This is a genomic window from Streptomyces sp. NPDC051740 (genome assembly GCF_044453165.1).
In the GTDB taxonomy this organism is placed as follows: domain Bacteria; phylum Actinomycetota; class Actinomycetes; order Streptomycetales; family Streptomycetaceae; genus Streptomyces; species Streptomyces atrovirens.
This window is the reverse complement of the sequence record NZ_JBITCL010000008.1, coordinates 220,914-235,443: the sequence shown is the minus strand read 5'-3', so window position 1 is coordinate 235,443 and position 14,530 is coordinate 220,914. Positions and strand designations below refer to the sequence as shown.

Here is a 14,530-nt window from a genome sequence, read left to right as displayed (position 1 = left end):
TACGGGATTTACGCGGCGGCGAGCTTGGCGGCGGAGTCCGCGTCGACACAGGCCTGGATCACCGCGGCGAGCTCGCCGTCCAGGACCTGGTCGAGGTTGTACGCCTTGAAGCCGACGCGGTGGTCCGAGATGCGGTTCTCCGGGAAGTTGTACGTACGGATCTTCTCGGAGCGGTCGACGGTACGGACCTGGCTGCGACGGGCGTCGGCGGCCTCCCGCTCCGCCTCCTCCTGCGCCGCCGCGAGGAGCCTGGAGCGCAGGATACGCAGGGCCTGCTCCTTGTTCTGCAGCTGGCTCTTCTCGTTCTGGCAGGAGGCGACGACTCCGGTCGGGATGTGCGTGATGCGCACGGCGGAGTCGGTGGTGTTGACGGACTGCCCACCGGGGCCGGAGGACCGGTAGACGTCGATGCGCAGGTCGTTCGGGTTGATCTCGACGTCGACCTCCTCCGCCTCGGGGGTCACCAGGACACCGGCGGCGGAGGTGTGGATGCGGCCCTGCGACTCGGTGGCCGGCACGCGCTGCACGCGGTGCACGCCGCCCTCGTACTTCAGCCGGGCCCACACGCCCTGACCGGGCTCGCTCTGCCCGCGGGCCTTCACGGCCACCTGGACGTCCTTGTAGCCGCCCAGCTCGGACTCGGTGGCGTCGATGATCTCGGTCTTCCAGCCGACGCGCTCGGCGTAGCGCAGGTACATGCGCAGCAGGTCGCCGGCGAACAGGGCGGACTCGTCGCCGCCCGCGCCCGCCTTGATCTCGAGGATGACGTCCTTGTCGTCGTTGGGGTCGCGCGGGACGAGCAGCAGGCGGAGCTTCTCGGTGAGCTCCTCGCGCTGCCGCTCCAGGTCCTTGACCTCGGCGGCGAAGTCGGGGTCGTCGGCGGCCAGTTCGCGCGCGGTCCCGATGTCGTCGCCCGTCTGCTTCCAGGAGCGGTACGTGGCGACGATCGGGGTGAGCTCGGCGTAGCGCTTGTTCAGCTTGCGCGCGTTGGCCTGGTCGGCGTGGACCGACGGGTCGGCGAGCTTCTTCTCCAGGTCGGCGTGCTCGGCGACGAGTTCCTCGACTGCCTCGAACATCATGGGCTCCTGCTGGTACGGGGTGAAGGGCGGACGACCAAAAACGCCGGTCCCGGCCCGCCCCCGGGCGGGGACGCGGCCGTGGACCGGCGGTATGGGGCTCGCTACTTCTTGGAGCCGGCGGCCTTGCCGAAGCGGGCCTCGAAGCGGGCCACACGGCCACCGGTGTCGAGGATCTTCTGCTTGCCCGTGTAGAACGGGTGGCACTCGGAGCAGACCTCGGCGCGGATGGCGCCGCCGGAGATCGTGCTGCGGGTGGTGAACGACGCGCCACAGGTGCAGCTGACCTGCGTCTCGACGTACTCGGGGTGGATGTCGCGCTTCAAGGTGTCTCCTAGGTTCGGGAGGGCACCGGGTCGCTGCCGCGGGGTGCGGGGGCGTGAACCGGGGCCGACTCACCAGTCTGCCAGGACTGGCGTCCTCTCCCAAAACCGGGGGTTGCCGTTGTTTGTTCCCTGCGGGCCGTCTGTGGTTTCTCGCGCCCACGCGGCGGAGCCGCACATCGATACGGACCCGCGCCCCTTAAAAGCCTCTCACCAAGCCCTTTGCTTCACCGGTGGCCGTTTCCCCTGTGACCGTCGCCGGGATCGGCTGGTCGTTCTTCAGGGCGTCCCAGACCTGCTGCGCCTTGGTTTTCTCGATCAGGACCCGGTTGCCGTTCGCCGGGTCGTAGGTCACCGGCATGGTGATCATCCGCAGGCCGGCGGGGGTGATGTCCTTCAGGCCTGCCGCGAAGGACATCAGGGCGTTGACCGAGCCGAGGCCGGAGTCGGTGGTGACGGTCCTGGTGGCGGTGTCGGCGAGGTCGTACAGCTTCTTGGGGCCGGTGAGGACGCCGATCTCCCCGACCTGCCGTGCCAGGGCCTTGACGAAGGCCTGCTGGAGCCGGATGCGGCCGAGGTCGGAGCCGTCGCCGACGCCGTGCCGGGTGCGTACCAGGCCGAGGGCCTGTTCGCCGTCGAGCCGGTGGGTGCCGGCCTTCAGGTCGAGGTGGCTGTCCGGGTCCTCGATGTGCTCGCGGGTGGTGACCTCGACGCCGCCGAGTTCGTCGACGATCTTCCGGAAGCCGGTGAAGTCGACCTCCAGGTAGTGGTCCATGCGCAGGTCGGTGATCGACTCGACGGTCTTCACCGCGCAGGCCGCCCCGCCCGTGGCGTAGGCGGAGTTGAACATCACACCGCGCGCCGCGGGGTGGGTGCCGCCGTCGGTGTCGGTGCACTCGGGGCGGTCGACGACGGTGTCGCGCGGGACGGAGACCACGCTCGCCCTCGTGCGGCCCCCGTGGACGTGCACGATCATCGCGGTGTCGGAGCGGGCGCTTCCGTCGTCGGTGCCGCCGCCGAGTTCCCTGTTGCCGCCGGAGCGGGTGTCGGAGCCGAGGACGAGGACGTTCTCGGAGCCGTCGCCGGCCTTCTCGGGCCGGTCGGTGCCGAGGACCCGGTCGATGTCGAGGCTCTCGATGTTGCCGTTGAGCTTGACGTACACGTATCCGGCGCCGGTGCCGCCGAGGGCGACGACGCCGGCGGCGGTCCAGGCCGCGACCTTCAGGCCCCGGCGCCCCTTGCCCCGGTGGCCCTTGCCCGGGTGGTCCTTGCCCCGGCGCCCCTTGCCCGGGTGGTCCTTGCCCGGGTGGCCCTTGCCCCGGCGCCCCTTGCCCGGGTGGTCCTTGCCCCGGTGGCCCGGTGTGCTCTCACCAGACATGCGCTCCTCGGCTCGTCCCCGGTCGGTTCCCCCCTGCACCCGGTGTCGGACCCGGACCTCACCGCCGTACGACATCCATCGTCCCGCCGTCGGGACGGAGGGGAAAACGCGGGGCCGGGCGGAGCTCCCGCCGTACGCGGAAGGGCCGCCCCCTCGCGGGAGCGGCCCTTCCGGTGGAAAGCGCGACGTCAGTCGCCGTTGCCCGGCGTCGTCTTCTGGATCTGCATCAGGAACTCGGCGTTCGACTTGGTCTGCTTCATCTTGTCGAGGAGCAGCTCGATCGCCTGCTGCTGGTCGAGCGCGTGCAGCACCCGGCGCAGCTTCCAGACGACGGCCAGTTCCTCGTTGCCGAGCAGGATCTCCTCCTTGCGGGTACCGGACGCGTCGACGTCCACCGCGGGGAAGATGCGCTTGTCGGCGAGCTTCCGGTCGAGCTTGAGCTCCATGTTGCCGGTGCCCTTGAACTCCTCGAAGATCACCTCGTCCATGCGGGACCCGGTGTCCACCAGGGCGGTGGCGAGGATGGTCAGCGAGCCGCCGTCCTCGATGTTGCGGGCCGCACCGAAGAACCGCTTCGGCGGGTACAGGGCGGTCGAGTCGACACCACCGGACAGGATGCGGCCGGAGGCCGGGGCGGCGAGGTTGTACGCACGGCCCAGACGCGTGATCGAGTCGAGCAGCACGACGACGTCGTGACCCAGCTCCACCAGGCGCTTGGCGCGCTCGATGGCGAGCTCGGCGACCGTGGTGTGGTCCTCGGCCGGGCGGTCGAAGGTCGAGGAGATGACCTCGCCCTTCACCGACCGCTGCATGTCGGTGACCTCTTCCGGACGCTCGTCGACGAGGACGACCATCAGGTGGCACTCGGGGTTGTTGTGGGTGATCGCGTTGGCGATCGCCTGCATGATCATGGTCTTGCCGGTCTTCGGCGGGGCCACGATCAGACCGCGCTGGCCCTTGCCGATCGGCGACACGAGGTCGATGATCCGGGTGGTGAGGACGCCGGGGTCCGTCTCCAGGCGGAGGCGGTCCTGCGGGTACAGCGGGGTGAGCTTGTTGAACTCCGGGCGGCCGCGGCCGTGTTCGGGCGCCATGCCGTTGACGGAGTCCAGGCGGACCAGCGCGTTGAACTTCTCGCGGCGCTCGCCCTCCTTGGGCTGGCGCACGGCGCCGGTGACGTGGTCGCCCTTGCGCAGGCCGTTCTTGCGGACCTGGGCGAGGGAGACGTACACGTCGTTCGGACCGGGCAGGTAGCCGGAGGTCCGGATGAACGCGTAGTTGTCGAGGATGTCCAGGATGCCCGCGACCGGGATCAGGACGTCGTCCTCGGTGAGCTGCGGCTCGGAGGCCACGTCGTCGCGGCCACGACGGCCACGGCGGTCGCGGTAGCGCCCGCGACGGCCACGCCGGCCGCCCTCGAAGTCGTCGTCGTCGTGCTGCTGGCGGTCCTGCCGGCCGCCGCTGCCCTGCTGGTTCTGCTGACGGCCCTGGCCGCCCTGGCCCTGCTGCTGGTCGTCGCCCTTGCCGCGACGGTCCCCGCGGTCGCCGCGGTCGCCACGCTCACCGCGGTCGCCACGCTCACCGCGGTCACGGTCGCGGCCGCGCTCACGGCGGTCGCGGCGGCGGCCCTCGCCGTCGTGGTCGGACTTGGCGTCGCCCTGCTGCTGCGACTGCTGCTGGGCCGGGGTCTCGGCCTTGGGCTCGGCCTTCGCCTCGGCGGTGACCGTCTCGGCCGCGGCGGCGGCCGGGGCGCCCGCCTCGGCGGTGGCGCGACGGCGGCGGCGCTCGGCGGGAGCGGCCTCCTCGGCCTGCTCGGACTGGCCGGAGGCCTTCGGGGAGGGCTGGCCGGGGATCTCGATCTGCTGCTGGGCCGCGGCCTTCTCGGCGGGGGCCTGCTCGGCCTTGGCGTCGGCCTTCTTCTCGGCGGCCTCACCCGTACGGGTCCGGGAGGTGGCACGGCGCTTGGGCTTGGTCTCGGCGGCGGACTCGGCCTTGGCCGGGGCGGCGCCTCCGGCGGCCTGCGCCTCCTTGATGACCTCGATCAGCTGGCTCTTGCGCATGCGCGCGGTGCCCCTGATTCCGAGGCCGGATGCGACCTGCTGCAGCTCGGCCAGCACCATGCCCTCGAGGCCGGTACCGCGGCGCCGCCGGGAGCCGGCACCGGTGGCAGGCGCGGAAGCGTCCGTGGCGGGCGCGGCAGCGGTCTCCTCGACACGTGCGCCCATCAGATCGGTGGTGTCGCTCACGAAGGGTCCTTCCCTGGAGCGGACGTCGGCCTGTCTGGCTCGGCGACCGGTTGTGCTGTCCGGCATCGGTCCTTGCTGTGTGAACCGTGCCGGGGCGGTTGTCCGCCTGAGCGGCGGAAGAGATATCTGGTGATGGCGCTTCCCCGAGCCGTGGCATCCAGTGTCACGTGGCGTGGTCGCACCGGTTCCGAAGCCCGCCCCGCGGGCCGTTCAGCGTCCGCGTACGACGTACTGCCCGCGTACGTAGCAGAGAACACAGTGCGGCTTGGGGGGCTCCCGGAAGAATGTCTGTCCCGGACGGGGACACGAGGCACCTCGCCATGGTGGGGTCGGGTGCAGACTTGAGGTTAACACTACCGGATCCAACAAACATTCCCCCTCTCCAAATCCGGCAACCGAGTGTCAGGTGGCGAGCGGAAGCACGCTCGCGCCCTGGGCGTCGAGGCCGAGCCGGTTGGCGGCCCAGTCGTTGCCGGCCAGCGCTTCGACCTTGTCGGCCGTTTCCGCGTCCGCCAGCGCCATGACCGTGGGTCCGGCGCCGGAGATCACCGCGGGGATCCCGTCCCCCCGCAGCCGCTCCACCAGGGCGGCGCTCTCGGGCATGGCCGGGGCGCGGTACTCCTGGTGCAGTCGGTCCTCGGTGGCGGGCAGCAGCAGCTCGGGGCGCCTGGTCAGGGCCTCGACGAGCAGGGCGGCACGGCCCGCGTTGGCGGCGGCGTCGACATGCGGCACGGTGCGCGGGAGCAGACCGCGCGCGGTCTCGGTGAGAACCGGCTTCCCGGGCACGAAAACCACCGGAACGATGGAATCGGCGGGCTCCATCCTGATCGCCCGGGCCGCGCCGCGCTCCATCCAGGACAGGGTGAAACCGCCCAGCAGACAGGCCGCGACGTTGTCGGGGTGGCCCTCGATCTCGGTGGCGAGTTCGAGCAGCGCGGTGTCGTCGAGCCTGGCCTCGGCGCCTATGGTCACGGCGCGGGCGGCGACGATGCCGGCGCAGATGGCGGCGGAGGAGGAACCGAGGCCCCGGCCGTGCGGGATGCGGTTGGCGCAGACGATCTCCAGGCCGCGCGGCTGCCCGCCGAGCAGGTCGAAGGCGGTGCGCAGGGAGCGTACGAGGAGATGGCGCTCGTCGCGCGGGAGGGTCTCGCCGCCCTCACCGGCGATGTCGATGTGCAGTCCGGACTCGGCCACCCGGACGACCACGTCGTCGTAGAGACCCAGCGCGAGGCCGAGGGCGTCGAAGCCCGGGCCGAGGTTGGCGCTGGTGGCGGGGACGCGCACCCGGACGGCGGCGGCGCGGAACGCGGGACCGGCCATCGCTCGAAGACTCTCCTTGAGCTGCGTGACTGTCGAATGACATTCGATGAACGTTCGAGGGCATTCGATGGACATTCGAGGGTGTACGAAACCCCCTGGGGTCAACCCCTCGGGGCCGACTCCCGGGATCGCCGCCGACCGGGATGGCCGGCCGCTCTCCGGGCCGCTCCGGGCCGCTTTCCGGACCACGGAGACGCCGCGGTACCGCGGCATATGCGGCGGGCGGGTTCGGTACAGCCTATCGAAGGAAGGTTCAGTGGCGACATAGGGCGCACAGGAGGCGCACGATGCGTGTCGCAAGCCCCCCGTGCACCCCCTGTGGAGAACTTCCCCAGGTGGACGCGCCCTTACGCCCGTTTTGCGGACGACGTCGCGGGTCGCGGCGCCGGTACCGGACCGGGTACTGGCCCGGTACGGGGCCAGGCACCGGATCAGGTACTAGACCAGACCGAGCCGCTCGGCGGCGGTCGCGGCGTCCACGGGGACGGTGACCGGCTGCGGGGCGCCGGCGACGGCCCAGTCCGGGTCCTTCAGACCGTTGCCGGTGACGGTGCACACGATCTTCTGCCCCGGGTCGACCTTGCCCTGCTCGGCGGCCTTCAGCAGACCGGCGACCGACGCGGCGGACGCGGGCTCGACGAAGACGCCCTCCTGCGAGGCCAACAGCCGGTAGGCGCGCAGGATCTCACGGTCCGTCACCTCGTCGATGGCGCCGCCCGACTCGTCCCGCGCGGCGAGCGCGAAGTCCCAGGAGGCGGGGTTGCCGATGCGGATGGCGGTGGCGATGGTCGACGGGTCCTTGACGACCTCGCCGCGCACGATCGGCGCGCTGCCGGAGGCCTGGAAGCCCCACATGCGCGGCGTCCTCGTGCTGATCCCGTCGGCGGCGTACTCCTTGTACCCCTTCCAGTACGCGGTGATGTTGCCCGCGTTGCCCACCGGAAGGACGTGGATGTCGGGCGCGTCGCCCAGCATGTCCACGATCTCGAAGGCGGCCGTCTTCTGCCCTTCTATCCGCACCGGATTGACCGAATTGACCAGCGCCACCGGGTAGTTGTCGCTCAGCGCGCGGGCCAGCGTGAGGCAGTCGTCGAAGTTGCCGTCGACCTGGAGGATCTTCGCCCCGTGGACCAGCGCCTGCCCCATCTTGCCGAGCGCGATCTTGCCCTGCGGCACGAGGACGGCGGACACCATGCCGGCCCGCACGCCATACGCTGCGGCGGAGGCGGACGTGTTGCCGGTGGAGGCGCAGATGACGGCCTGCGCCCCCTCCTCCTTGGCCTTGGAGATGGCCATGGTCATCCCGCGGTCCTTGAAGGACCCGGTCGGGTTCGCGCCCTCGACCTTGAGGTGCACCTCGCAGCCCGTGCGCTCGGAGAGCACCTGCGCGGGCACGAGCGGTGTGCCGCCCTCGCGGAGCGTCACGACCGGCGTGGTGTCGGATACCGGCAGCCGGTCCCGGTACTCCTCGATGATTCCGCGCCACTGGTGGGTCATTGCTGGTTACTCTCCTTCAACCCGCATGATGCTGGCGACACCGCGCACGGTGTCGAGCTTGCGCAACGCCTCGACGGTCCCGCCGAGGGCCGCGTCGGACGCACGGTGGGTGACGACGACGAGGGAGGCCTCGCCGTCCTTGCCCGACTGGCGAACCGTATCGATCGAGACACCGTGCTCGGCGAACACGGTCGCGACCTGGGCGAGGACGCCCGGTTTGTCGGCCACGTCGAGGCTGATGTGGTACCGCGTGACGACCTCGCCCATCGACGACACGGGCAGCGCGGCGTACGCGGACTCACCGGGTCCGGTCGTCCCGCTGATCCGGTTCCGCCCCACGGCGACGAGGTCACCGAGCACGGCGGAGGCGGTCGGCGCACCGCCCGCGCCGGGCCCGTAGAACATCAGCTGCCCGGAGGCGTCCGACTCGACGAACACCGCGTTGTAGGCGCCACGCACGGAGGCCAGCGGATGGCTGAGCGGAATCATCGCCGGATGCACCCGCGCGGTGACCGACGCCCCGTCCCCGGCCCGCTCGCAGATGGCGAGCAGCTTGATGGTGCAGCCCATCTCCCTGGCGGAGGCGAAGTCGCCGGCGGTGACCTCGGTCATGCCCTCGCGGTGGACGTCGTCGAGCCGCACCCGCGTGTGGAAGGCGATCCCGGCGAGGATGGCGGCCTTGGCGGCGGCGTCGAACCCCTCGACGTCGGCGGTGGGGTCGGCCTCGGCGTACCCGAGCGCGGTGGCCTCGTCGAGCGCCTCCTGGTACCCGGCGCCGGTGGAGTCCATCTTGTCGAGGATGAAGTTGGTGGTCCCGTTGACGATGCCGAGCACCCGGTTGACCTTGTCGCCCGCGAGGGACTCCCTCAACGGCCGGATCAGCGGGATGGCACCGGCGACGGCGGCCTCGTAGTAGAGGTCCTTGCCGTGCTCCTCGGCGGCGGCGTGCAGCGCGGCGCCGTCCTGGGCCAGCAGCGCCTTGTTCGCGGAGACGACGGACGCGCCGTGCTCGAAGGCGGTGGTGATGAGCGTACGGGCGGGCTCGATCCCGCCGATGACCTCCACGACGATGTCGAGGTCGCCGCGTTTGACGAGCGCGGTGGCGTCGGTGGTGACCAGCGCGGGGTCGATCCCCTCCCGCACCTTGTCGGGCCGCCGTACCGCCACGCCCGCGAGCTCCACCGGGGCCCCGATCCGGGCGGCGAGGTCGTCGGCGTGCGTCGTCATGATGCGCGCCACCTCTGAGCCGACCACTCCACAGCCCAGCAGCGCCACCTTCAGCGGACGCGTACGCATCATCCGACCTCGTTTCCTGATTACCGTCTCGGTTGCACCAGTCTCACTCACCGGACGGGACTTTCTGCGTTATGTCCGGATCGTGAGACATCTATTTCATTTTCGTGACCGGGAAGACAGAAGATCTTCCGCCACCCGGTCACGGTCTTCCTGCGTCGTCGCTCATCCGACGTCGTCACTCATCCGACGTCGAGACGGAGGAGATCCTCCTCCGTCTCCCGCCGCACGATCACGCGCGCCTCGCCGCCCCTGACGGCGACGACGGGCGGACGCAGCACATGGTTGTAGTTGCTGGCCATCGACCGGCAGTACGCCCCGGTCGCGGGGACGGCGATGAGGTCACCGGGTGCCAGGTCCCCCGGCAGGAAGGCGTCCTTCACCACGATGTCCCCGCTCTCGCAGTGCTTGCCGACGACCCGGCACAGCATCGGCTCGGCGTCGGAGACACGGGAGGCGAGGGCGACGCTGTACTCGGCGTCGTACAGCGCGGTGCGGATGTTGTCCGACATCCCGCCGTCCACGGAGACGTAGGTCCGCAGCCCGTCGAGCGGCTTGACGGTGCCGACCTCGTAGAGCGTGAAGGCGGTGGGCCCGACGATGGCCCGCCCCGGCTCGACGGAGATCCGGGGGGTCGTCAGCCGCGCGGCCTCGCACTCCCGGGTGACGATCTCGGTCAGCGCCTTGGCGATCTCGTGCGGCTCGCGCGGGTCGTCGTCACTGGTGTACGCGATCCCGAGCCCGCCCCCGAGGTCGATCTCGGGCAGCTCGACGCCGTGCTCGTCCCGGATGTCCTTGAGCAGCCCCACCACCCGGTGCGCGGCCACCTCGAACCCGGACATGTCGAAGATCTGCGAACCGATGTGGGAGTGGATCCCGATGAGCTCGAGACCGTCGAGCCGCAACGCCCGCCGCACGGCCTCCGCGGCCTGCCCGCCGGCCAGCGGGATCCCGAACTTCTGGTCCTCGTGGGCGGTGGCGATGAACTCGTGCGTGTGCGCCTCGACGCCCACGGTGATACGGATCTGCACCCGCTGCCGCCTGCCGAGCTCCCGCGCGATGTGCGCGACCCGGACGATCTCCTGGAACGAGTCGAGCACGATCCGCCCGACCCCGGCCTCGACGGCCCGCCGGATCTCCGCCACGGACTTGTTGTTGCCGTGGAAGGCGATGCGCTCGGCGGGCATTCCCGCGGAGAGCGCGGTGGCCAGCTCCCCACCGGAACACACGTCGAGGTTCAGCCCCTCCTCGTCCAGCCACCGCACGACGGCCCGGGAGAGGAACGCCTTGCCGGCGTAGAACACGTCGGCGTCGCTGCCGAAGGCGGTACGCCAGGCCCGCGCCCGGGCCCGGAAGTCGTCCTCGTCGAGGACGTAGGCGGGGGTGCCGTACTCCTCGGCCAGCCGCTTGACGTCGATCCCGCCGACGGTGAGCACACCGTCCGTGTCACGCGTGACGGTCTCGGCCCACACCTTGGGGTCGAGGGCGTTGAGGTCGGTGGGCGGTGCGGAGTAGTGCCCCTCGGGGAGGACGTCGGCGTGACGGGGCCCGGCGGGGTGTGCGGAACGGCTCATGTCAGTGTCTCTCTGGGCTCTCTCAGAGGTGATCGGGTGCGTCGATGCCGAGCAGGGACAGGCCACCGGCCAGCACCGTCCCGGCGGCGTCGGCGAGCGCGAGCCGGGCACGGTGGGCGGCCGAGGGTTTCTCCTCGCCGAGCGGCAGCACGGCGGGCAGCAGGGGCAGCACGGCGTCGGCGACGGCGACGAGCTGCCGGGCGAACCGGTCGGGCGCACGGTGGGTGGCGGCGGCGACGAGGACACGGGGGTGGTCGGCGAGGACCTGGAGCAGGGGCTGGGCGCCGTCCATGGGACCGGCCTCGGGACCGAACCCGAGGTCGGCGGCATTGCGCAGGAGCGCCCGGCTCCGGGCATGGGCGTACCGGACCCGGAACAACGGATTGCTCTCCCGCTGCACCAGGTGCTCGTCGCCGATCCGGGGCCGGTCGTGCGGGGCGGGGTACAGCAGGGCCCAGCGCGCGGCGTCGGGACCGAGGCGGAAGGGGTCGGCGGGCGCGGGGACGGGCCGGACGACGATGCCGTCGTGGTCGTCGACGTGAACCACGGCACCCTGCGACCGCAGAATACGAACGAGAGCCTCGACCTGGACGACGGCGCGCACCTCACGGGCCGGCCGCAGCCGGACGGTGCGACCGTCCAGGGCGTCACCGTGCCCGTACCGGGACCCGCACCGCAGAACCTCACGGACGAGCCCGACGGACCCTTCCGCGTCGGCGAGGCTGATGTTGATGAACCCGGGCCCGGTGACGACGACGTCACCGATGCCGGGGGCGCGCAGAAGACGGGGCCGGAGGATCTCGGCGACCCGCTGGGGCGGCTGCCCGGCCGGCCGCGCGAGCTGGAGGGCGACGTTGGTCGCGTAGTCCCCGCACCCTCCGGGTCCGGGAGGCGCGACGAGGACCTTCTCCGGCGGCACCACCCTCAGCTCCCCCTCGTCGACGGCACGGCGCACCGCGTGCAGCACGGTGCGGGAGAGCTCGACGGGGGTCACGGGACAAGCGTAGGGGAGGAGGGGGGTGGGTAGACGAATGAGTTGGGCGGCGATTCCGAGATGTGGACGGCCGCCGGTCTCACCCTCCGGCGTGCCCGGCGGCCGGCTCGGCGTCCCCGGGCCCACGGACCCGCCCGAGGGGACCGAGCATCAACCGCTGGACGAGCCGGACGAGCTCCCCGGGCTCGAAGGGCTTGGCGAGGAAGGCGTCCACTCCCACATCGAGCCCGCTCTCGATCTCGTACTGGGTGCAGGCACTGACGATGACGAGCGGAAGGTGACTGGTCCGGGGATCCGTACGCAACCGGGCCGCGGTCCGGAGCCCGTCGAGCCGCGGCATGACGACATCGAGGGTGACGAGGTCGGGCCGCACCTGATGGACGACTTCCAGACACTCGGCACCATCGGCCGCGGTCACGACCTCGATGCCCTCCAGCTCGAGGTTGACCCTGATCAACTGCCGGATGACCTTGTTGTCGTCCACAACAAGAACCCGGCCCGATGCGCCTGGCACAACTCGAGAGTAGGTCGCCCCCGGCCACCCCGTCCGGCGTTTCCCCACTTCCACCCCGCACGGGCGACACCCCGCGCTCCGGACCTCCCCCGGCCGGCTGCCGCCCGCCGCGAAAACGGGTTCATGACCACCCCCTGGGAGCTGGTAATGTTCTACCCGTCGCCGCGATCACCGCGACGGACACGCCCCCGTAGCTCAGGGGATAGAGCAACGGCCTCCGGAGCCGTGTGCGCAGGTTCGAATCCTGCCGGGGGCACCTTGGATCAGGTGCCTAAAGACCCCGCCACCAGCGAGAACGCTGAGGACGGGGTCTTCGCGTATGTGCAGGCGTGTGCCGCTCGGAGCGGCTGTACGTCGTGGTCCGTGGACGAGCTGTGGACGGGATCTTGCCGCATCGCTGCAGGTGGTGGCCGGAGACCCCGGACAGCCAGCCGGGGCCTCGTTCCAGACGCTCAGCGTTTGGCGAGCTCGGCAACCTTGGAGGTCAGGGCAGCTATCGCGTCCTTCATGTCGCCGCTGTTCTTTCCGGCCGCTGCGGTGAGGGCACTGAGGGCCTCGACGAGTTCCACGTTGCTTTGAGCGAGGGCCAGGTTGGCGTCGATCTGGAGCAGCGCGATGTCATCGGGGTGTAGCGACTGCTTCTTGCGCACTTGGTCTTCTCGCTGCTTGACGGCCTTATTGAGCAGATCCTTTGCGGTCGCTGCCAAGGTCCCCCCTCGTTTGGCGTGACGGTTCCCAACCAAGGTAGATCGCTGGTCACCCGCAGGGTAGAGCGCCACGTCACACCATCAGCGGCTCGGTGACTGCTGGGCAACGCCGCACTCGGTCTGTGGGCAGGTGGCGTCACTCATACTCGCGCAGCAGGTCCTCGATACGCCGGTTGGCTACGTCCTGTCGTCCGTGGCCCGCTCCCGCACCGTCCGGGCCGGCCGTGACGCCCTGTGCGCGTAGTAGGTGGAACGGGGCACTTCCAGCACACGGCACAGAAACGCAGCGCTGTGACCTGCGGGATTACCTTCCGATGCCTTCTCCGCATCGATGAAACGACACCGTGCCGCAGTGTCTACCTCATCTTGTCCTGAGCGAAGAAGGCGGTCGCTTTCCCCAGAACCTCGATCGTGGCCTCCTGCTCGCGAACCTTCCGCCGCAGCCGGACCAACTCCTCACGCTCCGCAGTGGTCAAAGCCCCGGCGGGCCCCTCACCGCGGTCGACCTTCGCCTGCTTCACCCACCCGCGCAGCCCTTCCGGACTCACGCCCAGGTCCCTCGCGACCTCGGTGACCGTCTTCTCCGAGGACAACGCCAAGGCGACCGCGTCCCGCTTGAACTCGGCCGTGTACCGCTTGCTCATGTTGCTCTTGTCACTCACTGCCTGTGACTGCTTCCTCCGGGACCATCCGTCCCAGTATCAAGCTGTCCGGCCGGCGGGGGGAACCTCACACCTCCGACGCCGACGACAACGCGCCCGGCGTCAATGATCGCGACCGAACCAGGGCCCGGTCCTCACGATGCTCGCCGACCCGCGTCTGAGCGGCATGACCGCATCAGAACTGGAAACGCTGTGCGACCGTCTGGCCCCGTCGCAAGCCGCCCAGGCGGAGCAACGCAAATTCCAGCAGCGTGACGGCCGACGCCGACGACCCCGAAAGCACCGTTCCCACAAGCGTGTTCGCATCATGCACGCTCAATGATCACAGGCGAGCACTCACCGTCACAGTCCCGCACCGCCTCACTGTGTGGGGTCGGTCAGGCGGCCGGCACGGTGCCGGGCTGGTCATGCGCGTTTGCTACCGCGTTGATCTGATCCGTGCCCGCCTGGGTGAGGAAGACCCACGTCCCGTAGACGCCCCACATGAGGCCGATCAGCGAACTCGCGGCGTAGAAGCCCATTCCGTTGGTGGAGCCGACGGTGGCGAACAGTCCGGCGGCGGCGATACCTGCCGCGAACACGACGAGCGCGACGACGAGGACGGGCCGCGCATGCTGGGACGTGCCACGGCGGGCCGCGTGGTCGAGCACCGAGAGCAGACTTGCGCTTGCTGCCGCGGCGACCAACAGTTCGACCCCGAGCGCCCAGGTCGGCTGCGGCAGGGTGACCAGCGACGCGGTGACTGTGGTTGTCAGGAACAGGGAGACGGTTTGCGCGGCGCGGTTGCGGTATTCCTGGGAGGTGGCGACTACGTCGAAGCGGAAGGCGACAACGATGAAGGTGAGGCCGGTGAGGCCGGCGGCGCTTCCGCCGACGGTCGCGGCGAACGTGGTCCACATGGCGGTTGCTCCTGTGCGATCCGTGCTGGGGTGGAAGGTCTCGGTGC

The 14,530-nt window shown here is 70.6% G+C and carries 13 protein-coding genes and 1 tRNA gene; 1 reads left to right on the top strand and 13 read right to left on the bottom strand.

Features of this window, described 5'->3' with window-relative positions; all coding sequences use genetic code 11:
• Nucleotides 1-8: 8 nt before the first annotated feature.
• The 10 genes from prfA to ACIA6T_RS16330 form a co-directional block, all read right to left on the bottom strand.
• Nucleotides 9-1,076 (bottom strand): peptide chain release factor 1, encoded by a 1,068-nt coding sequence (gene prfA / locus ACIA6T_RS16375; protein ID WP_399447238.1) that lies wholly within the window; start codon nucleotides 1,074-1,076, stop codon nucleotides 9-11.
• 104 nt (nucleotides 1,077-1,180) lie between these two features.
• Complete coding sequence (rpmE, locus tag ACIA6T_RS16370; protein WP_085572322.1) at nucleotides 1,181-1,402, bottom strand: 50S ribosomal protein L31; 222 nt, start codon at nucleotides 1,400-1,402, stop codon at nucleotides 1,181-1,183.
• A 196-nt stretch (nucleotides 1,403-1,598) separates the two neighbouring features.
• A complete protein-coding gene (locus tag ACIA6T_RS16365) occupies nucleotides 1,599-2,777 on the bottom strand; it encodes an LCP family protein (protein WP_399447155.1) in 1,179 nt (392 codons plus the stop codon).
• A gap of 188 nt (nucleotides 2,778-2,965) precedes the next feature.
• Entirely contained in the window at nucleotides 2,966-5,023 is a 2,058-nt protein-coding gene (gene rho, locus ACIA6T_RS16360; RefSeq protein ID WP_399447154.1) for a transcription termination factor Rho, read from the bottom strand.
• Nucleotides 5,024-5,425: 402 nt separating this feature from the next.
• The gene (gene thrB / locus ACIA6T_RS16355; RefSeq protein WP_399447153.1) at nucleotides 5,426-6,343 is read right to left on the bottom strand and encodes a homoserine kinase; all 918 of its coding nucleotides are present in this window, start codon (nucleotides 6,341-6,343) and stop codon (nucleotides 5,426-5,428) included.
• Between the two features lie 438 nt (nucleotides 6,344-6,781).
• Complete coding sequence (gene thrC, locus ACIA6T_RS16350; RefSeq protein WP_385047723.1) at nucleotides 6,782-7,840, bottom strand: threonine synthase; 1,059 nt, start codon at nucleotides 7,838-7,840, stop codon at nucleotides 6,782-6,784.
• A gap of 6 nt (nucleotides 7,841-7,846) precedes the next feature.
• Nucleotides 7,847-9,139: a homoserine dehydrogenase gene (locus ACIA6T_RS16345; protein ID WP_399447152.1), complete on the bottom strand. Its 1,293-nt coding sequence runs from the start codon at nucleotides 9,137-9,139 to the stop codon at nucleotides 7,847-7,849.
• A gap of 176 nt (nucleotides 9,140-9,315) precedes the next feature.
• Nucleotides 9,316-10,707, bottom strand: coding sequence for a diaminopimelate decarboxylase (gene lysA, locus ACIA6T_RS16340; protein ID WP_399447151.1), 1,392 nt, complete (start codon nucleotides 10,705-10,707; stop codon nucleotides 9,316-9,318).
• 22 nt (nucleotides 10,708-10,729) lie between these two features.
• Nucleotides 10,730-11,701 (bottom strand): ArgS-related anticodon-binding protein NrtL, encoded by a 972-nt coding sequence (gene nrtL, locus ACIA6T_RS16335; RefSeq protein WP_399447150.1) that lies wholly within the window; start codon nucleotides 11,699-11,701, stop codon nucleotides 10,730-10,732.
• Between the two features lie 79 nt (nucleotides 11,702-11,780).
• A complete protein-coding gene (locus ACIA6T_RS16330; RefSeq protein ID WP_399447149.1) occupies nucleotides 11,781-12,269 on the bottom strand; it encodes a response regulator in 489 nt (162 codons plus the stop codon).
• A gap of 130 nt (nucleotides 12,270-12,399) precedes the next feature.
• On the opposite strand from ACIA6T_RS16330, the gene ACIA6T_RS16325 reads away from it, so the two are divergent.
• Nucleotides 12,400-12,471 (top strand) — tRNA-Arg (locus ACIA6T_RS16325).
• Between the two features lie 196 nt (nucleotides 12,472-12,667).
• Here ACIA6T_RS16325 and ACIA6T_RS16320 read toward each other — a convergent pair.
• From ACIA6T_RS16320 to ACIA6T_RS16310, 3 genes are all read right to left on the bottom strand, one after another.
• Complete coding sequence (locus ACIA6T_RS16320) at nucleotides 12,668-12,922, bottom strand: hypothetical protein (RefSeq protein WP_399447148.1); 255 nt, start codon at nucleotides 12,920-12,922, stop codon at nucleotides 12,668-12,670.
• A gap of 356 nt (nucleotides 12,923-13,278) precedes the next feature.
• Nucleotides 13,279-13,566, bottom strand: a complete 288-nt coding sequence (locus ACIA6T_RS16315) for a transposase (protein ID WP_060902739.1) — start codon at nucleotides 13,564-13,566, stop codon at nucleotides 13,279-13,281.
• A 395-nt stretch (nucleotides 13,567-13,961) separates the two neighbouring features.
• Nucleotides 13,962-14,483, bottom strand: coding sequence for a hypothetical protein (locus ACIA6T_RS16310; RefSeq protein ID WP_399447147.1), 522 nt, complete (start codon nucleotides 14,481-14,483; stop codon nucleotides 13,962-13,964).
• Nucleotides 14,484-14,530: the final 47 nt, after the last annotated feature.

What these genes read in the sequence shown, in the direction of transcription:
- prfA (WP_399447238.1), bottom strand. Translation starts at nt 1,076, where the DNA reads ATGTTCGAGGCAGTCGAGGAACTCGTCGCCGAGCACGCCGACCTGGAG.
- ACIA6T_RS16365 (WP_399447155.1), bottom strand. Translation starts at nt 2,777, where the DNA reads ATGTCTGGTGAGAGCACACCGGGCCACCGGGGCAAGGACCACCCGGGC.
- thrB (WP_399447153.1), bottom strand. Translation starts at nt 6,343, where the DNA reads ATGGCCGGTCCCGCGTTCCGCGCCGCCGCCGTCCGGGTGCGCGTCCCC.
- thrC (WP_385047723.1), bottom strand. Translation starts at nt 7,840, where the DNA reads ATGACCCACCAGTGGCGCGGAATCATCGAGGAGTACCGGGACCGGCTG.
- ACIA6T_RS16345 (WP_399447152.1), bottom strand. Translation starts at nt 9,139, where the DNA reads ATGATGCGTACGCGTCCGCTGAAGGTGGCGCTGCTGGGCTGTGGAGTG.
- lysA (WP_399447151.1), bottom strand. Translation starts at nt 10,707, where the DNA reads ATGAGCCGTTCCGCACACCCCGCCGGGCCCCGTCACGCCGACGTCCTC.
- ACIA6T_RS16315 (WP_060902739.1), bottom strand. Translation starts at nt 13,566, where the DNA reads ATGAGCAAGCGGTACACGGCCGAGTTCAAGCGGGACGCGGTCGCCTTG.
- ACIA6T_RS16310 (WP_399447147.1), bottom strand. Translation starts at nt 14,483, where the DNA reads ATGTGGACCACGTTCGCCGCGACCGTCGGCGGAAGCGCCGCCGGCCTC.